Source organism: Paenibacillus nuruki (assembly GCF_963311185.1).
In the GTDB taxonomy this organism is placed as follows: domain Bacteria; phylum Bacillota; class Bacilli; order Paenibacillales; family Paenibacillaceae; genus Saccharibacillus; species Saccharibacillus nuruki.
Genome location: NZ_OY725677.1, coordinates 596746 through 623674, shown reverse-complemented (window position 1 = coordinate 623674; position 26929 = coordinate 596746). Strand labels below are relative to the sequence as shown.

At 38.3% G+C, this 26929-nt stretch carries 26 protein-coding genes; 11 read left to right on the top strand and 15 right to left on the bottom strand.

Annotated elements, in window-relative coordinates; all coding sequences use genetic code 11:
- Positions 1–97: 97 nt before the first annotated feature.
- Positions 98–817 (bottom strand): TerC family protein, encoded by a 720-nt coding sequence (locus tag RCP16_RS02885; protein ID WP_308641617.1) that lies wholly within the window; start codon positions 815–817, stop codon positions 98–100.
- 497 nt (positions 818–1314) lie between these two features.
- Positions 1315–1725: a DoxX family protein gene (locus RCP16_RS02880; RefSeq protein ID WP_069329979.1), complete on the bottom strand. Its 411-nt coding sequence runs from the start codon at positions 1723–1725 to the stop codon at positions 1315–1317.
- Positions 1726–1940: 215 nt separating this feature from the next.
- On the opposite strand from RCP16_RS02880, the gene RCP16_RS02875 reads away from it, so the two are divergent.
- A complete protein-coding gene (locus RCP16_RS02875; protein ID WP_069329980.1) occupies positions 1941–2471 on the top strand; it encodes a helix-turn-helix domain-containing protein in 531 nt (176 codons plus the stop codon).
- Positions 2472–2641: 170 nt separating this feature from the next.
- Positions 2642–3271, top strand: a complete 630-nt coding sequence (locus RCP16_RS02870; protein WP_069329981.1) for a YfbR-like 5'-deoxynucleotidase — start codon at positions 2642–2644, stop codon at positions 3269–3271.
- 66 nt (positions 3272–3337) lie between these two features.
- Here the strand turns inward: RCP16_RS02870 and RCP16_RS02865 are convergent, their stop codons facing one another.
- The 4 genes from RCP16_RS02865 to RCP16_RS02850 form a co-directional block, all read right to left on the bottom strand.
- Positions 3338–3799: a hypothetical protein gene (locus RCP16_RS02865; protein ID WP_308641616.1), complete on the bottom strand. Its 462-nt coding sequence runs from the start codon at positions 3797–3799 to the stop codon at positions 3338–3340.
- Positions 3800–3839: 40 nt separating this feature from the next.
- Positions 3840–5153: a WD40 repeat domain-containing protein gene (locus tag RCP16_RS02860; RefSeq protein WP_308641615.1), complete on the bottom strand. Its 1314-nt coding sequence runs from the start codon at positions 5151–5153 to the stop codon at positions 3840–3842.
- Between the two features lie 152 nt (positions 5154–5305).
- Complete coding sequence (locus tag RCP16_RS02855) at positions 5306–5617, bottom strand: hypothetical protein (RefSeq protein ID WP_308641614.1); 312 nt, start codon at positions 5615–5617, stop codon at positions 5306–5308.
- Between the two features lie 218 nt (positions 5618–5835).
- Positions 5836–6477 carry a cell wall hydrolase gene (locus RCP16_RS02850; protein WP_308641613.1) on the bottom strand — a complete coding sequence of 214 codons (642 nt, stop codon included), beginning with the start codon at positions 6475–6477 and terminating at the stop codon, positions 5836–5838.
- Between the two features lie 329 nt (positions 6478–6806).
- Between RCP16_RS02850 and RCP16_RS02845 the strand changes: the two genes are divergently transcribed.
- Positions 6807–7688 (top strand): PhzF family phenazine biosynthesis protein, encoded by an 882-nt coding sequence (locus RCP16_RS02845; RefSeq protein ID WP_308641612.1) that lies wholly within the window; start codon positions 6807–6809, stop codon positions 7686–7688.
- On the opposite strand, the gene RCP16_RS02840 is transcribed toward RCP16_RS02845, so the two are convergent.
- Positions 7666–8346 (bottom strand): alpha/beta hydrolase, encoded by a 681-nt coding sequence (locus RCP16_RS02840; protein WP_308641611.1) that lies wholly within the window; start codon positions 8344–8346, stop codon positions 7666–7668. The genes RCP16_RS02845 and RCP16_RS02840 overlap by 23 nt on opposite strands.
- 92 nt (positions 8347–8438) lie before the next feature.
- Here RCP16_RS02840 and RCP16_RS02835 point away from each other — a divergent pair, with 92 nt between their 5' ends.
- The 6 genes from RCP16_RS02835 (at position 8439) to RCP16_RS02810 (ending at position 15275) form a co-directional block, all read left to right on the top strand.
- Positions 8439–9230, top strand: a complete 792-nt coding sequence (locus tag RCP16_RS02835; protein WP_273594526.1) for an exodeoxyribonuclease III — start codon at positions 8439–8441, stop codon at positions 9228–9230.
- Between the two features lie 43 nt (positions 9231–9273).
- On the top strand, positions 9274–10461 hold the full coding sequence (locus RCP16_RS02830) for a PstS family phosphate ABC transporter substrate-binding protein (RefSeq protein ID WP_308641610.1): 1188 nt from the start codon (positions 9274–9276) through the stop codon (positions 10459–10461).
- A gap of 134 nt (positions 10462–10595) precedes the next feature.
- A complete protein-coding gene (locus RCP16_RS02825) occupies positions 10596–11579 on the top strand; it encodes an ABC transporter substrate-binding protein (protein WP_308641609.1) in 984 nt (327 codons plus the stop codon).
- A gap of 195 nt (positions 11580–11774) precedes the next feature.
- Positions 11775–13121: an amino acid permease gene (locus tag RCP16_RS02820; protein WP_069329993.1), complete on the top strand. Its 1347-nt coding sequence runs from the start codon at positions 11775–11777 to the stop codon at positions 13119–13121.
- Between the two features lie 72 nt (positions 13122–13193).
- The gene (locus tag RCP16_RS02815) at positions 13194–14339 is read left to right on the top strand and encodes a VanZ family protein (protein ID WP_308641608.1); all 1146 of its coding nucleotides are present in this window, start codon (positions 13194–13196) and stop codon (positions 14337–14339) included.
- Positions 14340–14516: 177 nt separating this feature from the next.
- Positions 14517–15275, top strand: a complete 759-nt coding sequence (locus RCP16_RS02810) for a YdcF family protein (RefSeq protein ID WP_308641607.1) — start codon at positions 14517–14519, stop codon at positions 15273–15275.
- 108 nt (positions 15276–15383) lie between these two features.
- On the opposite strand, the gene RCP16_RS02805 is transcribed toward RCP16_RS02810, so the two are convergent.
- The 3 genes from RCP16_RS02805 to RCP16_RS02795 form a co-directional block, all read right to left on the bottom strand.
- On the bottom strand, positions 15384–16031 hold the full coding sequence (locus RCP16_RS02805) for a nitroreductase family protein (RefSeq protein ID WP_069329996.1): 648 nt from the start codon (positions 16029–16031) through the stop codon (positions 15384–15386).
- Positions 16032–16075: 44 nt separating this feature from the next.
- On the bottom strand, positions 16076–16498 hold the full coding sequence (locus RCP16_RS02800) for a MarR family winged helix-turn-helix transcriptional regulator (RefSeq protein WP_069329997.1): 423 nt from the start codon (positions 16496–16498) through the stop codon (positions 16076–16078).
- 257 nt (positions 16499–16755) lie between these two features.
- Positions 16756–18057: a hypothetical protein gene (locus tag RCP16_RS02795; RefSeq protein ID WP_308641606.1), complete on the bottom strand. Its 1302-nt coding sequence runs from the start codon at positions 18055–18057 to the stop codon at positions 16756–16758.
- Positions 18058–18200: 143 nt separating this feature from the next.
- Here RCP16_RS02795 and RCP16_RS02790 point away from each other — a divergent pair, with 143 nt between their 5' ends.
- Entirely contained in the window at positions 18201–19109 is a 909-nt protein-coding gene (locus tag RCP16_RS02790; protein ID WP_308641605.1) for an FUSC family protein, read from the top strand.
- A 70-nt stretch (positions 19110–19179) separates the two neighbouring features.
- Here RCP16_RS02790 and aspA read toward each other — a convergent pair whose 3' ends face one another.
- From aspA to thrC, 5 genes are all read right to left on the bottom strand, one after another.
- Positions 19180–20589, bottom strand: a complete 1410-nt coding sequence (gene aspA / locus RCP16_RS02785; protein WP_069330000.1) for an aspartate ammonia-lyase — start codon at positions 20587–20589, stop codon at positions 19180–19182.
- 209 nt (positions 20590–20798) lie between these two features.
- On the bottom strand, positions 20799–22094 hold the full coding sequence (locus tag RCP16_RS02780; protein WP_308641604.1) for an arsenic transporter: 1296 nt from the start codon (positions 22092–22094) through the stop codon (positions 20799–20801).
- Positions 22095–22133: 39 nt separating this feature from the next.
- Complete coding sequence (locus RCP16_RS02775; protein ID WP_308641603.1) at positions 22134–23447, bottom strand: SMI1/KNR4 family protein; 1314 nt, start codon at positions 23445–23447, stop codon at positions 22134–22136.
- Positions 23448–23618: 171 nt separating this feature from the next.
- Complete coding sequence (locus tag RCP16_RS02770) at positions 23619–24020, bottom strand: RrF2 family transcriptional regulator (protein WP_069330003.1); 402 nt, start codon at positions 24018–24020, stop codon at positions 23619–23621.
- Positions 24021–24262: 242 nt separating this feature from the next.
- The gene (gene thrC, locus RCP16_RS02765) at positions 24263–25663 is read right to left on the bottom strand and encodes a threonine synthase (protein WP_308641602.1); all 1401 of its coding nucleotides are present in this window, start codon (positions 25661–25663) and stop codon (positions 24263–24265) included.
- 229 nt (positions 25664–25892) lie between these two features.
- Between thrC and RCP16_RS02760 the strand changes: the two genes are divergently transcribed.
- Positions 25893–26903 (top strand): BMP family lipoprotein, encoded by a 1011-nt coding sequence (locus RCP16_RS02760; RefSeq protein WP_069330005.1) that lies wholly within the window; start codon positions 25893–25895, stop codon positions 26901–26903.
- Positions 26904–26929: the final 26 nt, after the last annotated feature.

Sequence of the window (26929 nt, the reverse complement as noted above, 5' to 3'; positions counted from 1 at the left end):
CCGTATTCGTACAATAGCATGTTCATTTCTAAATGTAAACGGTTTATATCTAGATAATAAAAAAACTCCTCTGTCGTTATGACAAAGGAGTTCTTGATTATACTTTAGCTTTATTTACACGAATACGGTTGATTACAAATGTAATTGCGAATACAACAACCAGAAGAACAAAGAATGTAGCATGTCCCATATGGTAAATACCTGCTGTATCTAGAATCATTTTAAGTCCGATAATAGCGATTAAGATAAATGCTGCATTTTCAAGTTCAGGAATTTTATCCATCAATTTCAGGATAAAGCCAGCAACTAGACGCATCATCAAGATACCCAATAGTCCACCCGCAATCAGAATCCACGGGTTAGGTGATACAGCGAATGCTGCTAGAATGGAATCGATAGAGAATGCGATATCCATCATTTCAACAGTAATGATTGTACGAACAAAAAGGCTCATACCTGTCTTAGCAAGTAATTTCTGTAAACCGCCTTCTTCTTCCCCTTCATCATCGCCATCTTTACTTTTGAATTTATCCCAAAAGTGTTTGATCGCGATCCAGAGAAGATAAGCCGCACCGATATATTTGACCCATGCGATCTGCACGAGGTAAATACCGACTCCGATAGCAATGATCCGGAAAACGTAAGCTCCCCATAGACCATACAATAATGCTTTTTTACGTTGATGCGCAGGCAATTTGTTAACGATTGCTGCTAGAACCAACGCATTATCTGCGGATAGCAGACCTTCGATAATGACAAGGGATAAAATAAAGCCCCAGCCTACAGGTGTTGCGAATGCTTCTAAAAATGTACTCATTTCAAACAAATGACTATACGTCATTACCGCACAACCCTCTCTCTTTTTTCTGGTATGTTTAAAAAAATCAGATGAAGAAAGATATGATTCATTCTTCGATCTAGCACACTCTATTTATATTCGTGATTCCTATAAAACCATAAATATACTACATATTTCCTTATTGTCAATCTGCCGACATGAAAAATTATATCATATAAACATGATTAGCCAAGTATAAAAAATGAATATATTCTACTATCGTTTTGGGCGAACAAAATAGAGTTAAAGCTGATTGATTATTCAAATGATCTTTTTTACATATAAGAAATGCAACTTTTTGAATAATACGTTGTAGCCGGGTAAATGGTTTCTTTTTTATTTAAAAAAGAATATGTATACCTTTTTTCGAAGATTATGTATATCGGATAGAAGCTATATACAGCCAAAAACCTCTATAACCATATTGCTATGATCACAGAGGTTTTTGATAAAGATGAGGGTTACGCTACATTTAATTAGCGATTTGTTGACGACTTTTTAAATAACAATCCGTCTACTGACCAGCTTCTTGTATTTGCTACAGCTAGATAGAGCGCAATCACAATATAAGCGATATCTAATTCGTAGCCTGCCATTTGACCATTGCCCATTAGACCAGCAGATAACTTCGCTGTAAAAATAGCACCTAACAGAATAATAATAAATACGATTGAGATATAACGTGTCAATAAACCAATAATCAACATAATACCGCCAACTACTTCGATCGTACCTACAACGTAAGCCATAAATCCTGGAATGCCTAGACTTTCAAAAAATCCAGCTACATTTCCAAAGCCCATTTGTACTTTACTCATACCATGTGCCAGGAACAAAATTCCTAATACGACTCTCATAATAGTTGTAACGACGTTAATTTTCATCATCATACATCTCCTTTTATGTTCTAATAGTTACTTTTATACTGTAACTTTTATTTTGTAACTATAAAGCAATACAAACAGAACTGTCAACAAAAATATTATTATTACCAATAAAATATTTCTATAACTAATAAAAAACAATGGTTTTAGTTGCTATACTTAATTACTTGTTGTTACAATAACTCATAATATAATGTAAAGAAATGCGGGGTTATATAATGAATATAGGAGCTATGATTCGTTCGATTCGGAAGCGTAAAAATATAACAATTGCAGAAATATGTAAAGAAACCGGACTATCACAAGGATTCATGAGTCAGGTAGAAACGAACAAAACTTCTCCTTCGATCAATACATTGGAACATATAGCACAGACGCTTCAAGTGCCTTTAAGCTATTTACTCTTACAGCAAGAAGAACGGATGCAAGTGATTCGCAAAGAAGAACGTGAATTGACTTCAAGCGGCCCTGACCAGCTGAAAGTCTCTCATCTGGGTCATACCTCGAATATGCGAATGATGTTAGTGGAAGTTCCTCCAGGAGCTTCGACAGGAGAAGTGCCGATGGCGCACAAAGGAGAAGAAGTTCATCTTGTGGTTAAAGGAACGATTTATGCAGAACAAGGTGAAGATCAATTTGAATTGCATGAAGGCGATTCATTTAGTTGGAATGCTTCTGTCCCTCATCGGGTTAAAAATATCGGGGAAGATACGGCTGTTGTTCTTATTTCAGTGTACAAAGAGAAATAAATTGTAGATCATAACCATTTATTTCATACTGCGTTAATACCCTACTAACATATGAACATTATAATTTAGCTTATCAATACTCTTGCTGAATATTTACATTTTTTTGTGAAATGAATGTAAGTGTTCATCAAAATCTACTACTTTGATGTAGCTAAAGGATGGCTTATATTATGGGAATTCATGCGTATTTTAGATCACTTAATGAATTAGAACGCATTATTCGTTGCCCGGGTAAATTTAAGTTCGAAGAACACAGTGTATCTGCTCATTCATGGAAAGTGGTGCAGTATGCCAAAACACTAGCAGATATTGAAGAAAAACATGGTGTCACTGTCGATTGGAAAAAGTTATATGAGATTACCAGTAGTCATGATTATGGCGAAATCTTTATTGGAGATATCAAAACACCGGTGAAGCACTCTTCGATGGAACTGCGTAAGCTGATCCAACAAGTCGAAGAAGGCATGGTACAGCATTTTATCGAGGAACATATTCCGGAAGATTTCAAAGCGATATTCCGTCAACAATTACGTGAAGGTAAAGACGAATCCGTTGAAGGTTTGATTTTGGAAGTTGCGGATAAAATGGATCAGGTGTATGAAGCTTTTGCAGAGTTACAACGTGGCAATACGGAAAAAGAGTTTATCGTGATGTATCGTAATGCACTGGTCAAAATAAAGCATATCAAACTGCATTGTGTTGATTATTTCCTTGAAGAGATTTTACCGGATATGGTAAATGAAGAATCATTGTCTCCGATTGATATCAAACGCATTACAGAAGAAGCACTGGCGTTATAATCCAGCACTTCCCCTGCTCTCTTACTTGTATGAGAGTTTTTTGCGTTGTATACATATAGCATTCTATTACGTATAGGTAATACTTATCGAGGAACTAGCAGAACGAGGATCATACGATGAACTAATGCTGCCATAGGCTACTTTATATTCGATATAAGGATAAGGCTTGGAGCGCCGAACATCTGGTTTACGTTCTAGTTCTTGGCGGAGCAAAGCATCATGTTCTTGCTTGCGTTGCAACTCTTTCGCTTCCGTCCAATCGTCCCATGATTGACCATATTTTGGATGAGAGATGCTCATCATCGTCATGCGAAATACTGAATTTTGGAATAACAAAGACACTGAGAATACGTGAGAACCAATCGGTACATTTTGAAAAGAGTACCATACATAACCATTATTCATATCCCGAATTTCTGTAAAATAATCGCTATACCATTGAGATTGTAATACTTCTTCTAACGTCAGTACTGGATATATTGCTCGTTCTTGATTCACCTCTAATTCGCCTGCAATCCAATTGCTCATCAATAGACTCCTTTCTCTATACTGTACATCTTCACTTTGATTACCAGCGTAATGGGATTTGATCTTTCCAAAGAATCCAGCGACTGGTTTCACTTATCGGTGCTGTTCCAATGGTATATTCATCTCTTACTCCACTTTGTAGATCAATCCAATGTGCCATACCGCCATGCGTTCCTACAATTAACCACTTTTCATCAGAAGATACAACAACACCTACAATCGTACTGCCTACAAAATAACGCCATATTTCTTGTCCATCATGATCGATCAAGCGCAAGTATCCATAAGCATCGCCTACAATATTACCGGACGGCAATGAAGCTCCTGCATAGACACGCATTTCTTGATCCATCAATGGTAATTCGTCTTCTTCGTTGATCTCATCTTGTTGAATGTCTGTAAGATCAACTTTAATGGTTGCTCCATTATAAAAATGACAGGCATTGTACCAGACACTACGATTGTCTTGTGCAAATAAACTGTAATGCGGATAACTGGATGCCGGTTCGAATTTGTGTATTTTCTGCGTATATGTATCTAACAAGCAATGTTCACTCATCTGGCTACCATAAGCAATCCAGCGACTATCCAATGATACTGCGCCATGCGCCATATCTAATGATATCGTTGTATACTCTTTTCCATACGATTCGATCTCTGCTAATTCAGGCGATAGTAAGACTGCTTGTTCTCCTTCAATTAGATAAATACCATATCCGCTAACTAGCAATACTTTGGTTCCTTGGGCAAATGGAATAATATCGATCAAAGTCTCAACAGGATAGATACTATCGGCGAGCGATTCCCAGCGCGATAATTTCTTTTTCAGGGTCTGTTGAATATGTTCCCAGCTAAAATAAGCGGTATGATCTCCATTTAATAAAAGATCGGGGTTATGTACAACACTAATCCCTGCTGCCGTGACTTTGGCTATATATTGCTGGTCAGGAGATATACCTAGTCGAAGAATATTAGGAATTTCGATTAATTGCTCGCTGTTGGCTAAATACAACTTCGTATGCTCGCGTGTATTACCTGCTTGAACAATAGCATAATCCTGAATACATCCGATTGGACATACCGGTTGTAATTGCTCTTCAAAATGAGGCGTAATTGGTGAAGATGCGGGTGGAACTTGTTCATGTAGACGCTCTATATCATCAGCTTGATTAGCCGCTATAATCATTCCCATCACATCAGATGCCAATACCGGACGCTTGTCTTCTTCCGGTTCGTCTTGAGGTTCCTGCCAATCACTTGCTATACCGATACGTACAAATTCATTAATAGCATGTGCATACTTTTTACCTTCTTGTCTCCATTGTGATGCTACTTCTGGATGTAACCAATCCATACTACTCATCTCTCTTTCTATTCAGTATTTCTTTATTATCTCAAAGTTCTACTCAAAATAAAAATAGCCCCAACGAGGATTAGGGCTAAATACAATATATATCGATCCTTTTGATAGCAACGACTCACAACGTTTTGTAGCTCGCATTCGATTCACTTGAGGTGCAATCTAGGCTTGGCGTATTCTTTGAATGCCTGAATAAACAAAGAAGGATCTTCACGAATCATATATGAAAATACACCTTTACGCGTATGCAGATAAAAGAAACCTTCACCATCGCTAAATGTACGATAAGACATATCAAACACATCCAAAATAGCAAATTCTCGGCGATGAGTCGTTACTCGATCTTGATATAAAATAAGCATCCGTTCATCAATCCAATGCTGTTGTTCCAGTCCATCGTTTTTGCGCTCAATTTTGCGTTCGACTTTGTAATAAGGTTGTACTGCAATTTGATTCATTTCACCCCTCCTTAGCGAGAGAATACAAGTCTATTGTATCTATTACCCAAAGTATTCGGAATGACGAGAACAATAACCTATTCATTCAACATTTTGCAAAATAATATATCTTCTACCTACTCATCGACCTGAAGTCTAAAGCAAAAAGCCGCTTTGCTTTTCTACACATATAGAATCAGCAAAACGGCAATTAAATTATATTGTTTATCTCTATTGGATTAGTTCGTAAATGTATGTTGACCTAAAGAAATCACTTTAGGACGGGCAATACTCCAGCTAGACGTTGCAATCTTAGGATTGTAATAGTAAAGTGATCCGTTCGTTGGATCGACACCATTTAATGCTTGTCTTGCTGCATCATAAGCTCTCTGATTCGGTCTCATTCCGTATTGTCCATCTTGCACTGCTGTAAATTGTCCGGGTTGTAAAATAACAGCAGAGATCGAATTAGGGAATTGATTTGATTGCACACGATTCAACACGACTGCACCTACCGCCACTTGTCCACGGAATGATTCTCCACGAGCTTCAGCATAGATAATTTTGGCTAACATATTCAATGAATGATTGTTGACTTTGCCTGACGGGTTAAGCCTTTTCATAGTTGCAGGGCCTATAACTCCGTCTGCTGTTAATCCATGATCTCTTTGGAAATTTTTAACGGCTTTGCTGGTAATTTGACCGTAATAACCGGTAACGCCAACATGAAAATATCCGCGTGAAGCCAGTTGCTCCTGTACCTGACTTACTTGTTCATTTTGCATACCTTGTGTCAGCATCAATGCATGGGCTGGCGTAGCCACCGTAGCTGTACCGAACAAACATGCACAAGATATAAGAAGAGCGGGTAATTTTTTCATCTTTTGAGATAACCTCCACTTTGATTTTCTGACCGGTTCCATATGCCGGGCTGTCCATCCGAGAGACGTTGATCCGCCTGAATCGAATATACACGCTCCAAACGGAGAATGTAACGCACTAAAGGAGTGGGACTAAGCTGTATTAAAGCATCGGTAGGATTCTAGCATATATTTTTGTGAATAGCAATTTAATTGCTAAAAAGATGAACGCAAACAATATAAAATACATTGTTCTGAACTTCTGCTATTACCTTATTACAGTCAAAATCTTTTCTTGAATCACTTTTGACTCATGATATACTTTCGTATATTGAGAAAGGGGATTGAGAATGGATATTGAAGTGTATACTTTAAATGCTTTTTCCTATCAAGAACAAGGCGGTAATCCTGCGGGTGTTGTGCTGGATGCCAGTCATTTATCGACCGCACAAATGCAGCATATTGCGCACCAGTTAGGCTTTTCAGAGACTGCTTTTATCCTGCCTTCTACAGTCGCTGATTATCACATTCGTTATTTTACACCGAATCATGAAGTGGATCTATGTGGTCATGCTACGATTGCTAGTTTTTATTTGATGGTGAATCAGCAACATATTCGCCCTGGCAAATATCAGATTGAGACGTTAGCAGGACAATTGGACGTACATATTCAAGATGATCATTATGTATTTTTAACACAGACATTACCTCAATTTGATATCGAAGTCGACCGTCATGAGATTGCAGATTCGTTAGGGATTTCTGTATCTGAATTAAGTGTAGATTTACCTGTTCAGATCGTATCTACAGGATTGCGAGATCTGATGATCCCTATTCGTTCGTTAGCTACGTTACAACGCATAGAGCCTAATTTGGAGCAGATCAAAAACATTTCACAAAAGTATGATGTTGTCGGTTATCACTTATTTACACTGGATACAACGGGTGATGCTATCGCACAATGTCGTAACTTTGCTCCACTGTACGATATTCCAGAAGAAAGTGCTACAGGTACTTCTACAGGAGCATTAATATGCTATCTCCATCAACATAACTCTATTCCAGTCACAGCTACTGCACCTTTTATTTTTGAACAAGGGTATACGATGAATTTACCTTCCCGCCTGCTAACCACACTACAACTGAATACTCAAGGATCGATCGAAAGCGTACAAGTAGGTGGTCTAGCAGCAAACATTCAGAAGTGTTCTATTCATCTACCTGAGGAATAGAGTGAGTGTTGATCCAGTTGTGAATAGCTGTAAACCCTAGATGTTTATGTGCTGCATAACAGACCAAATGTCCACTATCTGGTACCATCACCAATTGAGTATCAGAGGTGCCTAGATGTTGGGCTAGATAAGCAGCACTTTTGGGTTTGACTAAATGATCAGCATCTCCCTGTACAATTAGTGCAGGGATTTTGATCTGAGGATAAATAGCGAATGATTCATGAACAATCCGGTAAAATTCGCGTGTCGCTTTGGAAGGCACAACAAAGAAATTGCGAATATAAGCTTTCACCATAGGCCAGCGATATAGTGTACGAATAATCTGCTGTGGATTGAGCGGGAAAACAGGGGTAGACAGCATCGTTAAAGAACAGATGCGATCTGGATATTTAACAGCCAAATGAGCTGCTATTAATGACCCTGTTGAAAAGCCAATAAGATGTATTTTAGAATATGTAGTTAGCAATAGGTTTAATTGTATTTCAGCACTCTCGATCCAATCATAACGATCAGTGTTACGAAGATCGGTTTTACTGCCACCATGACCTTTTAACGTAAACATTTTCACTAGATAACCTTGTTGTGCTAAATATTCAGCTAATGGAGATACTTCATGTTCTCCTCCAGTAAATCCGTGGATTAATAAGCATACTTTCATAACAAGCTCCTTTGGTGTTGGTAATGCTAGATTCTTATCATAACTGGTTATGGTACACTATGAAAAGTCTGACAAAGGAGAATAACTTACTTATGAAATTAATATCTTGGAATGTAAATGGACTGCGTGCAGCAGTTAAAAAAGGATTTAACGAGTATTTCGACCTTATGAATGCTGATATTTTCTGTATTCAAGAGTCCAAATTACAAGCGGGACAGATTGAAATGGATCATGGAGATCGTTATCATCAATACTGGAATTATGCGGTCAAAAAAGGATACTCCGGTACAGCTATTTTTACTAAAGTGAAGCCTCTATCTGTATATTACGGTATAGAAGAAAATGCTGAAGAAGAAGGTCGTATGATCACACTGGAATTTCAGAATTTTTATCTGGTTAATGTGTATACGCCCAATGCCAAGCGTGATCTGACACGCCTACCGTATCGCTTAGAATGGGAAAATCGGTTCCGACACTATGTTCAGCAATTGGATCAGCTTAAGCCGGTTATTATCTGTGGTGATCTGAATGTCGCTCATCTCGATATTGATGTCAAAAATGCCAAGTCCAATCATGGCAATTCAGGCTTTACGACCGAAGAACGCGGTAAAATGACCGAATTATTGAATGCAGGCTTTATGGATACATTCCGTTATTTCTATCCGGATACGACCGATGTGTATAGCTGGTGGTCATACATGTCCAAAGTACGTGAACGTAATATCGGCTGGCGTATCGATTATTTTCTAGCTTCTGAACGTCTTGCTCCTTATCTTATCGATGCTTCAATTGATCATCAGATTATGGGTAGTGATCATTGCCCGATTATGTTAGAGATCAATGATTTTCCAGAGTTGCCTGCACATCATGCTGTACAATCCTAGATTCTAGAATAGAAGAGCAAGCTACGTTAAAGGAGGATTTGTGTTGAAAGAAGACAAAGCAGATCATTTATTTAAAAGCTTTGGAGCGATTCTGGCGATTTTATTTTTAGCTTTTGTAGGATTGATTGTTGTTGCTTTATTCAGCAATTCACAGCCTTTTTATATTCCGTTTATTTTTGTCCTAGCAGGTGCGATGATCATTGCAGTGATTTTGAGCAATATTCAGTCGATTGCTCGTCATCGCTTTTTTCCATTAGCTATCAAAATCAGTCTTGGTTTATTTGTACTAACAGCTGTCGGTTATCATATTCAACATTTAATTGTGAGTGAACAGGATGTCAATGTCGATGATTATCGCCCTTTTGCTGATCATACTAAAGTGGTCACATTAGATAAACCTTCAACCTATACGCTAACTGCTCAGGATCAATTACCTGTATTAGATGGTGCAACCGCTCTGTATCCACTTTATTCTGCTTTTGTCAGAGCCGTCTATCCAGCTAACGATTATAAGCCTAATGATAAAAAAAGTAGTGTTCGAATGACAGGAACAGGTCAAGCATACAAACACTTAATTCATCATCGTGTAGATATAATCTTTGCCGCAGCTCCATCGAAAGAACAAGAAAAATTAGCTCAAGCTAAAGGATTACAATTAAATATGCAACCGATCGGACGTGAAGCTTTTGTATTTTTTGTACATAAAAATAATCCGGTACATAGCCTAACTTCTGCACAGATCAAGCAAATCTATACAGGTGAAATCACCAATTGGCAACAAGTTGGAGGCAATAATGATCCGATTCGTGCTTTTCAACGTCCTGAAGATAGTGGTAGTCAAGCGATGTTACGGCGCTGGATGGGTGATCAATCACCGATGACTCCAATTGTAGACGATGTAGCATCAGGTATGGGTGGAATTATGGAACGGACTGCTGATTATCGAAATTACAAAAATGCGATTGGATATTCTTTTCACTATTTTGCCACCCAAATGAATGCTAACGCTGATATCCGTCTGCTCGCTGTAGATGGCGTATATCCAGATGAAGCATCAATTCGTAATGAAAGTTATCCTATTATTACTCCTTTTTATGCGATTACAGCTTCGGATCGTACAGCAAAAGATTCAACGGATACAACAAATCCTAATATTCAACCTTTTTTAAATTGGATCTTGTCCGAGCAAGGTCAACAATTAGTAAGAAAAACAGGATATTTTCCGATCTGATCCTAGATTGACGTTATATTTCTAAGAAAATGTTGAAAATCTCTTTATTTTTCGTTGTGATGGTATACATTTAAAGCTATACTAGCGATGAGGATGATAATCATTTTCAACAACTTGGTGGAGGGAATATACACATGAATCGTAAGCATACTTACTCAGTAACCCTTATTTTATTATTAAGCGTGGGACTTTTATTAAGTGCTTGTTCTTCAGGCACATCTACACCAGCACCCGCAACAAGTACTGAAAATACAGCAACCACAGAGTCGATTCCTACAGAGCGTACACTAACCGATGCAATAGGAAATGTAGTCAAAGTACCTGCAAATCCACAGCGTGTCTTGGCTTCGTATTTAGAAGATCCTTTAGTGGCTTTGGGAGTAACACCTGTTGCACAATGGGCAATCGGTGAAGGAAATACACAAGGTTATTTGCAAAAACAATTAGCTAACGTTCCTCCTATCGATTCCACTCTTCCTTATGAAGCGGTACTGAATACTAATCCTGATCTGATCTTGATGGATAGCGCTGAAATGGTAGCTGGCGACAAATATGCTCAATACAATCAGATTGCACCGACTTATGTAGTTGGCAAAAAGCAAAATAACGATTGGCGAGAAGAATTACTCACTATAGGTGATGTACTTGGCAAAAGCAATGAAGCCAAAAAAGTGTTAGTGGATTATGAAGCCAAAGCCAAAACAGCAAAAGACCAACTGCAACAACAGATTGGTAACGAATCAGCGGCTGCGTTATGGGTGACAGGTAAAAATATCTATGTGGTAAGTCGTAACTTATCCAGTGGAGATGTACTTTATAACGATCTGGGCTTAAAAGCTCCTGTGGTTGTAGAGGAAATTTCCAAATCAGGTGAAGCAAACTGGCAAGCCATTTCGTTAGAAAAATTAACTGATCTGGATGCTGATTATTTATTTTTGATTAACAGTACCGAACAATCTAAAGAAGAAATCACTAGCCCTGCGGTATGGAAAAATATTCCGGCAGTCAAAAAAGGTCATGTCTATGATTTCAGTGCAGATTCAAGCTGGTTGTACACCGGTGCGATCGCTAACGGTCAAATCATCGACGATGTACTGGCAAGTGTACTTCAAAAATAATAAAAAAGAGGAAGCAGAATTATTCTGTTTCCTCTTTTTTTGTCTATCTAGATAGAGTCAAATCGATGTTACTAGCTACCAAGTTAGCAACTGCATATTAAATTCATTTCTCATGCTTACATTCTGGTGTAATATAGATAGTCTGAACGAACGATATATATAGAGTGTGTGTATTTATGGAGGAGGATTGGAACGTTGAACGTCAAAGAAGAAGCATCATTACAGAAAAAATTACGTCCACGTCATATTACATTTATGGCTATGGGTGGCGTAATCGGAACAGGGATTTTTAAAGGGAGTTCTGAAACGATAGGGTTAGCAGGACCGGGCGTTATTTTCACCTATATTTTTGCAGGAATATTACTATTAGTGGTCATGGGTGCGATCGCAGAGATGGCTACTGTTTATCCTAATATGAATATGAAAGACTTTATTCGTCAGGCTTTTGGCGAACGATTATCTTTTATTGTAGGCTGGTTGTACTGCTTTATGTGGTTATCGGTCTGCGTAATCGAAGTCATTGCTGCGGGTAGCTTTCTTCAGTACTGGATGCCTGATGTCCCTCTATGGATACTTAGTCTAGCGAGTGCTGTATTTATTTTATTAATTAATACGATGAGTGTCGGCAATCTAGGTGAAGTCGAATTCTGGCTTGCTGGTATCAAAATAGGCATGATTATTGTATTTATCGCTCTAGGAGGTCTACTGTTATTCGGCATTATTCCTAGCGATCCTACACCTTACTTGAGCAATTTTACTGCTCATGGCGGATTTTTCCCTAATGGTTGGACAGCGATTATATCTGCTCTTCTGGTCGTCATGTTCTCGTATGGTGGATCTGAACTGATCGGACTTACGTTAACAGAAACAGAAAATGCAGATAAAATATTGCCTAAAGTGGTAAAAAGCTTTATTTTGCGTGTTGTTTTATTTTATACCTTACCGATTCTAATCATCTGTGGACTGATTCCATGGAATCAACTTAGTGATCAGACCAGTCCATTTGTACAAGTATTATCTTCGACAGGACTGCAAGGTGCAGCTCATATTATGAACTTTATTCTAATTACTGCTGTATTGTCTGCTGCGAACTCCGGAATCTATGGAGCAACTCGGATGTTACATTCACTAGCTACAAATAATGAAGCACCCAAAGCACTTGCCAAAACATCATCCAAAGGAGTACCGATCAACAGTTTGATTTTATGTGCGGTTGTTCTTTTGGGTGGAGCCATGCTTGCTTATGTCGCTCAAGATCAAGTATTTGGTATTTTACTTGCTGTTCCTGGATTTGTGGTGTTGTTAGTCTGGATTAGTATCTGTCTTGCTCAGTTAAAATTAAGAAAAGTCTATCCGATTGAGCCAACATTCCGTATCTGGGGATATCCTTATATCACAGGAATCACTACTCTGTGTCTGGCAGTCATTGCGATATTGTTTGTATTTGATGCGAATAATCGAATTAGTATTGGTGCTTGCTTGATCTTCTTAGCTTTTCTGATTGTATGGTCTATCTTTAAATTCCGCAAATCTGCTCACTAAACAGAATGGAATATGAACAAAAGATACATTAGACTAAAAATACAATTTACTTGCTGGCAGGTGTCCCAACCAATGTATCAATCTTATCTATTCCCTATCGCCTATGCTTTTATTGCTTTTCCATTTGTAGCGGCTTTGTTCACTTTGCCTTTTCTAATCGTGCAGTATCGCAAATATGGTTATATTCACAAAGTACGTGCGATCACACTGTATTTGTTGTTACTGTATCTGATGAATACCTTTTTTCTAGTGATTCTACCGTTACCTTCTTCTCGTCATAATCCAGCTTTAGCGAATGGTGATCTACAATTATTGCCATTGCAATTTGTATATGACTTTTTGAAAGAAACATCGGTTTCCTTTAGGCATCCATCTACGTACTGGCATATGTTTGTCGAGCGAGCTTTTTTACAAGTGGTATTTAATATTTTACTGACAGTGCCGTTTGGAATGTTTTTACGCTATTATTTTAGAGTTCGCTGGCTAAGTGGATTGATATTATCGTTTATGTTATCGCTCTGGTTTGAGACGACTCAACTCACAGGAATCTATGGTATCTATGATCATGCTTACCGGATATTTGATATTGATGATCTACTTTGTAATACACTTGGTGGTATTCTTGGATTTTTGATTGCCGAATGGATTGCGAAGCGGCTCCCTCATATTGAACATCTGGATCGCCATATTGATCGTGCCAGTAAACGTGTGTCTTATACGCGTCGTGCTGTGGCTTTTATGATTGACCTAGTTATCTGGTATTTATTGATGATTTTGCTTACTTTGAATGATATTCCTATTCCTTTCTGGATATCGAGTGGTATCTATTACATTCTGATTCCTTATTGGACGCATGGGATTACGGTAGGTAAATGGATTGTTCGTATCTATGTCACTAGCACACGTCCTGATCACTCCAGAGTATCTTTGCTAGCTTTAACGATTCGTTATGGGTTATTGTATTGGGTATTTCTCGGGCTTAACAACATTTTGAGTGATCTGATCGTGTTGCCTGATATTCATACAGTCTGGCGTGCGTTATGTAGCTTATTATTATTTGTGATTGATATTAGCTTTTTGATGCATGTATTAACTCGATTATTTCAAAAAGGTTCGGTTCTATGTTATGAAAAGCTCAGTCATACCAAGCATCATATTCAGTGGCCTGAGCTAGAACTCTCCACTTCTAATGAAGCCGATCAAAAGGTTGATGTATAAACCAATTAAAGACAGCCAAGCATACCCGATCTTTAGGATCAGTATACACTTGAGCTGTCTTTATTTATTACGCTTGTTTTATGATCGATATAACCGTGTTACAATACATCTAATGTTCTAAGTTGATTCCAATGGATTGTGTCTCTGTTGCGCAATAAAGAAGGCGGTTGATCGGTTTTGATTTACATTATCAAATTTTTGTATAGTTTTGTACTCCCTCCCGGGCTTTTTATTGTTTTACTATTCGGTATGACGGTCTGGTTGTGGCGAAGTCAATTTAACGTAGCTATGGTTCTGTTAGCAATTACACTATTACTCTACATATCTTCGATTAGCATTGTTAGTAATCTACTGATTGGTAGTCTAGAACGTCAGTATCCACAACCTAAGGTAGCTGAACTTCAAGGTGATGTTATTGTAGTGCTTGGTGCCGGAGCTTCTAAAGGTACACCTGATATTGATGGTACAGGTAATATGTATGGTTCAGCAGGTAACCGTCTGATCACAGCCGCACGTCTTCACCGAATTACCGGTTTGCCGATTTTATTTTCGGGTGGACAGGTCTTCTCAGATAGTGGAAATGAAGCTGATATTGCGAAACGCCAGCTTTTGGGCATGGGTGTAGAGGAAAGTAAGCTTATGGTTGAAAATCGCTCGCTTAATACAGCGCAGAATGCTAATAATACGGCTGTGATTTTAAAAGAAAAAGGATTATCTCATCCGATATTGGTCACCTCTGGATTTCATCTTCCACGCTCTGTCATGCAGTTCAAGCGTCTAGGCTTGACCGTTCAACCTTTCCCAACCGATTACTGGGTAAGTCAGCCTTCGTCGATGTATTTCAGCAAATTCTATCCATCAGCAAGCGCTATGTCTTCGACGGCCACAGCGATCAAAGAATATTTAGGTATGTTAGCGGTAAAAATCAAAAACTAACTATCTCTGATTCCAAAACAGCAAAAAACCTCCTAAACACGAATACTGTGCAAGGAGGTTTTTTTGCTGTTTTTGTTATTTATATGATCACATCTACGTTGTAGATGATTATTTCCACTCGGCTACTTTTTCTACAGGAAGACGACCTGAACCGTGACCTTCGCTGTCTGCTTTACCCATAGACAACAACATTACAGGTACATAACGATCTTTTTCCATACCAAATGCTTCAGCAATTTTAGTTTTGTCATATCCACCGATTGCATTTGTGTCATAACCATGAGCACGAGCAACCAACATCAATTGCATTGCTACAAGACCGCTATCGATCAATGCGATATCTTTACGTGCAGCATCAGAAATATTTTCATAATAAGCTTTAGCAAACGGAAGTTGTTGATCTCTTACGTCAGCAGGCATATGACCCGCTTCTACAGCAGCATTAAAGATTTCATCTGCATTTTCTTCATGACGAAGATCACCGAAAATAGCAACAACCGCAGCAGCTGTTTCTACTTGACGTTGGTTAAACATAGCAAGTGGCAACAATGTAGCTTTGGCTTCGTCACTTTCGATAACAAGGAAACGCCAAGGTTGTAAGTTGATTGAAGATGGTGCGCGTGTTGCTTCAGCCAAAATTTCAGTCATTTCTTCACGGCTGATTTTTACAGTTGGATCGTATTTTTTAATTGAACGACGCTCTAAAGCAATTTTGTTAAAATCATTTGTTTTTGTAATTTGGTTTACAGTATTCATTGGGAAAACTCCTTTAAATGTAAGTTGAAATATCAATTTAATCGTTACATCTCACTCATATTTTGATTGAGACGACGCAACATATCCAATAATTGCTCTTGTTCTTTCTCTTCAAAATTCTGTAGCATATCTCCAAGAAATTGTTCTTTTTCTTTGGTGTAGGCTAGAATTTTCTGCCGACCTTCTTCAGTCAATTGCACGAGTGTAAAACGATTGTCTTCAGGACTCATGCGACGTGTCACCATTCCCGATATTTCCAATTGCTTTAAATGTCGAGTGACAGCTGCACTATCAATACCCAGTGTTTTTTGCAAAGAAGTCTGACTGATCTCTTCCACTTGATAAAGCTGATGCAACAATTGTAGGCGCGACGCACTTATGCCAGCACAACGTTCAAATACGCTACTGATCTGACGATGCAGCCCTTGCAACTGGTTAAAAATATCTTCAGACGATGAATGAAGCATAGCGTCCCTCCTTGTCCAAAACCAATCCTTTTATCCAGAACTGCTAGTATATAGCATGTTCTCAATTCAATCACTTCTTATTAATTGACCCGTCAACTATTGAGTACTCAACTAATATAACACATTGTACATATGTTTGCAAATACCATTCTATAAATTAAATTGTGTGAAATAATAAACGGTATTATTTTAATGTGTATAGCAAAAACCGATGTAAGTTTAACACTCACATCGGTTACTTTCAATCTTTGATCCGATTAAGACTTTCCTTTAAGATCAGAAGCTTTCACTTTCAAAATCTTACCTGCCGATTCGGATACAGGCTTGGTGTCTGTTCCCAGTCCGAAATAGAAATCACCGTCTAGTTCTTCAAATGACTTCGCATACGTATCTTGATTGAATTGCAAGATTTGTGTCCACTTGGTTAGGTTCTTTGTCATATAGACACGGTTGATATACGAACCGTCTGCTTGCTTTGTATACGTAAGCACATACGTTTTATTAGGACGTGTGATAATATCAGTAGGCAATGCATGGGTATCAGGGAATGTCACTGTACGTGCAGGGTCTGCAATATTTTTAGTGACGATTAACGCTTTAGGTGCTAATTGAGCGTCATTGTATACATCGCCTACAATATAAGCAAGTTGCTTTCTAAATACGACTGTTTTGCCCATTTTCATATACGGTGTTTTGCCAGCTGTCTGTACATAGGTCATACCGGGCAACAAATTAGTACCGGATACTTGTTGTTGTGTCACATTAAATTTTTTGTCAATCGCAAGAAGATGGGTCTGATCTCCCCAGATATTGTTATTAGGCATTAAGATAGCAGCTGCATATAATGTTCCTTTAAATTCAAAAAACTTATATGCTCTTGTGCCTAATCCTTTGATCTGAGCGAGTTCTTTCCAATTCTCTCCATTATCGTCTGAAATCAGTACTTTGGGTGCGGTATCTGTACCGATCGCCGCTAGCAATTTCCCATGATAATAAGCCATATCGTATACATGGATACCGTCTGGCAAATTACGATATTTGTTCCATTCACCGCCATCTAGCTTGTAGAAATTACCGAAGCTCCACTGTTCACTTTTGGAATCGTTACCCGGAATATAGAGTTTACCTTTCAAAATTTTGAACGTATCGATCTGTTCTTCACTTGTTGCATCTTCTGTGCTTTGTTTGCCTGTTTTTGGATCGGTGTATGTGACTTTTTCCGTTACAAATTGACTGGTTTGAGGATTATAATAGACAATAGGGATCGGCCCTGCATTAGGTGAAGGCTCAGCATTGCTACTATTGCCATGACCCAGATAAATTTTGCCATCAAATACTTGCATATCCCATACATTACGAGCATATGCAGGTGTAGAAAAAGGCTGACCCACTAGCTGTAATTTGGAAGTGACATCTGTACTCTGATCGGCTTTGCTACTGGCGGCACTTACCACTTGTGTAGTAGCAGGTAAAGATAATGGGCTTACACTCACCAGTATCCCAGCACAAGCTGTACAGATAAGAGAGAATTGTATTATTTTCTTTTTGGTAATCATCATTATATTCCTCCACTCAGTTAGTAAACTATATATTTTTAATCGTCCTTATTTAAGGGTATTAAAGCATAGGGTAACGAATATCGACCTCCTTACAGATATGTATCAGGATTCACTATTTTCTAGGAAGGAATCACAGAAATCTTATGAAATTTTTAGTAGGTATGCGTAATCTCAAAACAGCACTGGCTGTTTTTATTTGCATCATTATCTCACAACTTCTGCAATTAGAGTATCCTTTCTACGCAGTGATTGCAACTATCATTGCTATGGAAAATTCGGTAACCAACTCATATACCGTAGGCAAAAACCGAATGATGGGTACACTGGTGGGTGCGGCAATTGGCTTTGTTTTTGCATGGATCGATCCGCATAGTGCCGTCTATTCTGCAATCGGTATCGTGATTGTGATCTATATTTGTAATTTGCTCAAATGGAACAAATCGATCTCGATTGCCAGTATTGTCTTTCTAGCAATTATGCTGAATTTGCGCCCCGGGGAAAGCCCTTTTCTGTATGGTATGCACCGTGTCGCAGATACATTGATCGGGATTAGTGTCGCTGTACTCGTTAATTATCTCGTTTTCCCACCAGATCATGAACGGTCGATGGAGCAGATGCGTAGTGTATTACGCAAGCACTTAACCAAGCTGGCTCATGAATTGCTGTGTGAAGGTGGAACTATTCATATTAGTCCACTCAAAAAAGATATGGCTAATTTGGAAAAAGCATATGAGACCTATGCTTCTGAATTTCATCTCAAAAAGAATAAGCAACAAATGTTAGAGCATCTGGAGCAAGAAATTGATGTCTATCACAATACGTACTCTCATATGCGAATGATTCGTCTGCTCACCGATGAATTACCCACTCATCATCATTGGGATCTGCCCGAGCAACATCACAGTCATCTGATGGCTCAATTGCCACTGGATATCTCTTCTCAGCAGATTATTTACAATTATCATGTGAGTTGTATATTGCAAGAAATGAGTACATTGGGGTTATTGATTCCTTCTCATATTGCCCAACCCTTTTCCAGTTCTTCTACATAAATAAGCGATGCCTCTCTGTCTGTAGAGAAAAGGCATCGCTTATTTGTTTTATACGACTATAATTATTCTATTATTCTTTGTGCAACAACTGTTCACCAGCAATACCCGGCTCTGTCATTTGGTATGGATCTAGAATAATATTCAATTCTTCTTCGGTCAGTACGTTATACAGCAAGCAAAGCTCACGTACAGGCTTACCTGTCTGAATCGCTTCACGAGCAATACGAGATACCACTTCATAACCTAGATGCGGATTGAGGGCTGTAATCATGCCTACACTGCGTTCTACATACTCACGGCAACGATCCACATTGGCTTGAATCCCATCAATACAATGAAGACGGAAAACGGTAAATCCTTGCTTCATAATTTCTAAAGACTGCAATAAATTATAGACCAATACCGGTTCCATAACATTCAATTCCAATTGCCCTGCTTCTGAAGCTAGACAGATGGTATGATCATTACCAATCACTTGAAAAGCAATCTGGTTAACGACTTCACACATTACTGGATTAACTTTACCCGGCATAATGGAAGAACCCGGTTGACGAGCAGGTAATACCAATTCGCCTAATCCTGCATAGGGGCCTGAAGCCATTAAGCGAATATCGTTCGCCACTTTAGACATATTCATCATGCAGATTTTGAGAGCCGCGGATACTTCTGTATAAGCATCCGTATTCTGAGTCGCATCGACGAGATGATCTGATGCAACCACAGGGAATCCACTAATATCAGCCAGTATTTCAGCTACTCGTACGATATAACGTGGATCTGCATTTAGCCCTGTTCCAACAGCGGTTGCGCCCATATTGATATGAAGCAAGTTTTCTTGTGTCGCTTCTACACGGCGAATATCCCGTCCCAATACACGAGCATAAGATTGAAATTCTTGACCCAAGCGAATCGGTACAGCATCTTGTAAATGAGTACGTCCCATTTTGATCACTGTATCGAATTCATCTGCTTTCACTTGAAAAGATTGCTGTAATTCGCGCATCGCTACCAGCAATTTCTCGATCATGGATAATGTAGCAATATGAATCGCTGTTGGAAAAGCATCATTGGTGGATTGCGCCATATTCACATGGTTATTCGGACTGATATCGACATAGCTTCCTTTGTCTTTTCCCATAATTTCCAGTGCACGGTTAGCAATAACTTCATTCGTATTCATATTAATTGAGGTACCGGCTCCGCCTTGAATCGGATCAACGATAAATTGATCTTGCCATTGTCCAGCAATAATCTCTTCAGCCGCTTGTACCATTGCTTCTCCTTTAGGAGCATATAGACGTGACAATTCCATATTTGCGATTGCTGCGCCTTTTTTGACGATCGCCATCGCACGAATCAATTCAGGATGTAGACGTTGTCCGGTAATAGGGAAATTCTCTACTGCACGCATCGTCTGAATACCATAGTATGCTTCATCGGGAACTTCTTTTGTACCCAAAAAGTCTTTTTCTATTCTCACGCTTCATTCCTCCGACTGTTTGCCTATTGTTAAAAATCTCATAGTTGTTCTACATTGACTATTATATGCTTCTGTTGTTATCTATGCCACCATATACAGCCTTTATTTTGTAAACGTTTACAATATTAATAATAAAAAAACAGTACCGCTTCTTTGTGAGAAACAATACTGTTGAAATCGTACGTTTAACCATGCATACAGATGAATGATTATACGACCAATAACCATAAATATAATCCAAGTAACGTAATTAATAATGTCGGAATGGTCAAAATAATTCCGATTTTAAAATAGGTTCCCCATGAGATTTTGATTCCTTTGGTTGCCAGAACATGTAACCATAATAAAGTAGCTAGAGAACCAATCGGCGTTATTTTAGGACCCAGATCGGAACCAATCACATTCGCATACACTAGTGCTTCACGAATCGGTTCTGATGTTACAGTTGCTTTGATAGCAAGTGCATTGATCAGAACGGTTGGTAAATTATTCATCACTGACGATATAATCGCTGCAATAAAGCCCATACCAATCGTAGCTGCAAACAGTCCTTGGTCGGCTATCTTCTGAATTAAGGTAGCTAACAGATCGGTTAAGCCTGCATTACGTAATCCATAGACTACGACATACATGCCGATAGAGAAAAAGACAATCGACCACGGAGCATTTTTAAGTACTTCTTTGACAGGAACAATTGGACTTTTGCGTGCTAGAATTAAGAAAATAATGACAATAACTCCTGCAACAATCGATACCGGAATATTCAAAAATTCACTCACAAAGTAGCCAATTAATAATACAATCAGCACGATCCAGGATAAGCGAAACATCCGTACATCTTTAATAGCATCCATAGGTGGTTTTAAATGAGTACTTTCAAACGTACGAGGAATACTTTTGCGGAAATAAAGATACAATACACCGATACTGGCAATCAGTGCGAATAGATTAGGCACAATCATATGCCCTGCATATTGCATAAATGTAATCCCAAAATAATCAGCAGATACAATATTCACCAGATTACTCACTACTAGCGGTAATGATGTCGTATCTGCGATAAACCCGCCTGCAATAATAAAAGGAAATACTTTACGTTCATCCAGATTGAGTGCACGCACCATCGCCAAAACGATCGGTGTTAAGATTAGTGCTGCTCCATCATTAGCAAATAGTCCAGATACAATAGCGCCCAGAATACCTACATAGATAAACATCCGTACACCGTTACCACGGGAGATATGAGCGACATGAAGTGCTGCCCATTCAAATAACCCTACTCGATCCAAAATCAGCGAGATTAATATAATCCCAACAAAAGCCAGTGTAGCATTCCAGACGATCAAGGTAACATCCCAGACATCATGAAAACTCACCACACCCAATAGAAGCGCAAGTGCTGCACCTCCACAAGCAGACCAACCAATCGACAGATTCCGTGGTTGCCAGATCACGAATGTTAATGTGATCACAAAAATAAGACACGACAATATAACCAGAACCACGTAGTTAGCCTCCACTATAAATCATTCTTTATTTACTTATTAAACATTGTATTGATCCAATACTTTCAACGCTTCTGCGATAATTCGCTTTTCTTTTTTAATTACAGCTTTGTTCATAGCCTGTTCTAATAATACACGCACACTTTCAATTTGTTCAACTCTGTGAAACGTTTGATCTAATTGTACCGATTTGCCCAATGCTGAAATAGCGATCTGGCGCTGTGCATCATTGCCTTGTAACCACTCTATATAATCTTCACTCTGTGGATTCGAAATGGCAAAGAGCTGATCCCAACCATCGTATGGAAAAGTGACTCGATCTTTGATCCAGTGAATGACTTTGCGACTGTGAAAATTTTTGAGACCGGTATTCGCTTCATACCCATTTAATTTACGCTCTTTTTCCTTTTCTTTTTCTTCAATCTTTCTCCATATCCGTTCCAAACCTTCATCTTCTGGTAAACAAATCGCTGTCAGATAGGCAAGAATATATGAATTAATCCGTTGATCTTCAGGTAAATCCCATAATTCGCGCACCCAATCCGCAGCATGATGTCGATTAATTAATCCGGTATATTCGATTAATCCGTCTTTGATAGACTGTATATGTTCGATCTGAATCCGTTCAAGCCATGCTTGTAATACTTCGTCTGGATGATAATGTGCAAAAGCTTGAACCGTATCATCTTCTATTCCATTTAATTCTGTATAACGAATCAATTGATTTAGATGCTGACTTGCGTCTTCTAACGTAAAATGCAGATAATCATGAATCCATTGTTGCCACTGCTTGGCAAGCTTACTATACAAATTCAATCCACAATTATCGATAAACGGCTGGTACTGCCATTCTTCTGCACCGATACAACTCAGTTCTGTGACTTTATTCAAAAAGTCAGTAAGCGAGACAGCTAGAATATGAAATTCGCCTGTCTCATGTGCCCAGTGGAATACCATTGGACGCTGAGGATTACTATACAGATCCAATACCAGCTCATCGCCGTTACCTGCATGGTAAAAGCATAAGTAACGCTTCTGATCAATCTGTTCATCGTCTCCAAAATCGGAAAAATCTATACTTTCTATATCCCAACCCGTATCTCCAGATAACTCAAAAGGAGCCGTTTGAGCATATGAAATATTCCAGTAGACCATGACTCTTTTGCCACCATCTTGCAACAGACTTCTTAACTCTTCTGGCAATGTAATCTTTAATTGATGCTCAATATCAGCAATTTCTTGATCTGTAGCTGGTTCCTCCCAGAGCAGTGCAGTGTCTGCTCCTTTTAGCTCCAATTGGTGCAATAATTGCTTCCATTGTTGTTGCCATTCGACTAGATTCTGTTGCAGCATTCCTATATCATCCTTTCTACAGACCCAAATATGTCCTCGTATAACAATGAATATACATAACTTGTAACATATACAGCTTCCTCTTAGTACCCATTTTAATATAGGCTTAACGCAAACAAAAGATCGCAGATATAATTACCTGCGATCTACTGGATCAAAAAGGAGCTTATTTTATATCGTCATCTCCGAATGGATAGACACATCGATCAACTTTTTCTCTTTGAGATAGTGTTCCATCTGACCTTCTGCTTCGAACATCACTCGCTGAATAGCACATTGATCATTGTTATTCAAACAGCCTGTAAATAAAGAATTAACGCCCTCTATAGCATGAATTACTTCCAGAAATGAAATCTCTTCACGCTTTCGTCTTAAGCGATATCCTCCATTCGCTCCTGAAGCCGATTCAATAATGCCTGCTTTGACCAGCTTGGTCAAGATTTTGGATAAATAGGTTGGTGAGACGGAGAAGGTCTCTGCAATTTGTTGTACTCCGATAGGCTTATTCGATTCCTGTTGCACCAGATAGACCATTGTATGCAGTGCATAATTGGTAGCTTTTGAAAATTTCATATCGATCCCTACTTCCTAGCGTTTAGCTCTATCTGTATTCTTTATGATATTGGTCAAAAGCGATTGTATATAATCAAGATGTATGATGTCTTTAATTTTAACGAAGCAAAGAATGATCGTCAATAAAGCTCATTACGTGTACATACCAAAAAACATCCTTTTCTTTATATCTATTCTTCTGGCTGGTGACCTGAACAGAATATAAAGAATACAAGGATGTTTATTCGGTCATATCGTGAGAACTACGCTAATGTGTAAAAGGCTTCTAATTGACGTACAATTTCTGCTGTATCATGTTCAACCACTTCTTGATGTTGCGGTTGGGAGAATAATGCTTTGATTTCGTCAGGGAACTCTTGCTCAATTTCACATAGAATAATGGCTTCATCAAATTTGGCTGGATGAGCAGTAGCTAAAGTAATACAAATCTCATCGTCCCCTTGATATTTCTCATAAGCTGTAATCCCACATGCTGTATGAGGATCAAGTAAATAATCATGATTGCCTTTATATTTCAAAATCGTATCCAGACATTCTTGATTGGAAGCGCCATAAGCCGCAAAGTCACTTTGTACTTTGGCTAGATCTTCGCCTGTCATCACAATTTGTCCTTCACTTTTGAGAACGTTCATATATTCGGAGACTTTAGCAGCATCTTCACCTACAAAATAATAAAGATAACGTTCAAAGTTACTGGCCACTTGAATATCCATCGAAGGGCTATGTGTACTTCTGAAATCACCCGGTTTGTATTCACCTGTTTGTACAAAACGCTCTAAAATATTATTTTCATTGGTTGCGATAATCAGTTTATTGATCGGCAATCCCATTTTTTGAGCTAAAAATCCTGAAAAGATATTACCGAAATTACCGGAAGGTACGCTGAAATTAATCTTTTTCAATTGGTGTTGTCCTTGATCAATATGCAAGTAAGCATAGAAGTAATACACCGTTTGTGCTAAAATCCGCAAAAAGTTGATCGAATTAATTGCACGTAGATGATATTCTTTTTTGAAATTGAGATCGCCAAACAACTCTTTAATAATCTTCTGACAATCATCAAAATTACCTTTAACTGATAAGTTGAGTACATTCTGATCATCCACTGTCGTCATTTGTAGCTCTTGTACACGACTTACTTTCTCATGTGGATGTAAGATACAGATTTTGATTCCTTCTTTACCACGCACCCCTTGAATAGCCGCAGCGCCAGTATCACCGGATGTTGCTCCCAAAATATGAATAATCTCGTTTTGCTTTTTGGATACATAGGAATAGAATTCACCCATAAATTGTAAAGCTACATCTTTGAATGCGAATGTAGGTCCGTGGAACAATTCCATAATATAAAGAGATTCATCAATCTTAGTCACAGGTGTCACTTCAGGATGACGGAAATTAGCATAACTGCGAGTCGCTAAATCTTTCAAATCCTCTGCTGGAATCTCATCATTCGTATAGTAAGAAAATATAGTGAGGAATAAATCTACATAACTTAGACTTTTCCATTCATTTAACGTTTCAGGAGCAATCACCGGAATATGCTCGGGTACCATTAGACCGCCATCATCAGCAAGCCCCATTAATACAGTGTCAATAAATCCTTTTGGTTCTACTTGTCCTCTAGTACTGATATACTTCATGCTTCTCCTCCAGTAATAACGAATTCGTATTTTTATTGTCTATCATACCCTGTCACAGTGTCGCATCCAAGCATTAATTTCAAAAAAACTATTTTGTGCTTAAATAATTATTTTAAATTTAAAGTATTAGGTCGATGGCTATAAAATTTTATAAACGAACTTCTCTCATCAACCGATATAAGAAAGGAAGTTATTTATTTTGGGATTAGAGGGGAATAGGAGAAGTATGATGAGAAAAAAAACGTTTCTATCTGGATTGACTGCTTTAATCGCAATCATGTTATTACTAAGTGCTTGCTCTTCTCAGCAAACAAAAACAGAAGCTGCCACAGGGGCAAACAAAATCAAAGTAGGGATTGTATTATCGGATATTGGCTTAGGTGATCAATCTTATAGTGATGCTGCTTTTCGCGGATTAATAAAGGCACGAAATGAAGAAAGTATTACCTTTGATTATAAAGAAATTTCTCAGACCAAAACGTATGATGAAGCGTTTAACCAGTTAACAAAAGAAAACAGCGATATCATTATTGGACTTGGTTATATCATGAAAGAAAGTCTAGAAAAAGCGGCTAAAGCTAATCCTACCAAACAATTTATTATTGTAGATGAGACTTCAGAGCTACCTAACGTTGCTTCGATCACGTTCAAAGAAGAAGAAGGTAGTTTTTTGGCAGGTGCTGTAGCTGCTATGGCAAGTACATCTGATCGTATTGGATTTTTGGGTGGTGTAGAATCCCCATTATTGCATAAATTCCAATCTGGATTTGAACAAGGGGCTCGCTCTGTAAATTCTAATATTTCTTTTGTAACCAACTACACAGGTGACTTTGGTAATTCAGAACTAGGTGCCAAAACAGCGAAAGAAATGATTGAAAATGAAAATGTAGATGTGATTTATACTGTAGCAGGTTTGACGGGCGTAGGTGCTTTACAAGAAGCACAGACTCAAGGTAAATATGCGATTGGTGTAGATAGCGATCAATTTTTCGTAGCTGAAAAAGCAGTGTTGACTTCGATGATCAAAAATGTCGATGTCGCTTTGTATAGCGCATTACAATCTTTTGCCAAAAACAATAAAACGTTTAAAGAAAAAGACATGGTGTTTGGTCTAACTGGCGATGGTGTAGGCCTAACCGATATTCATGTTATTCAATTAACCGAAGAACAACAAAAACAATTAGAAGATTTAAAGAAAAAATTGATTTCAGGCGAGATCAAAATTGATCTAAATTCTTAATCAATCTAATATAGCTCCTGAATTTA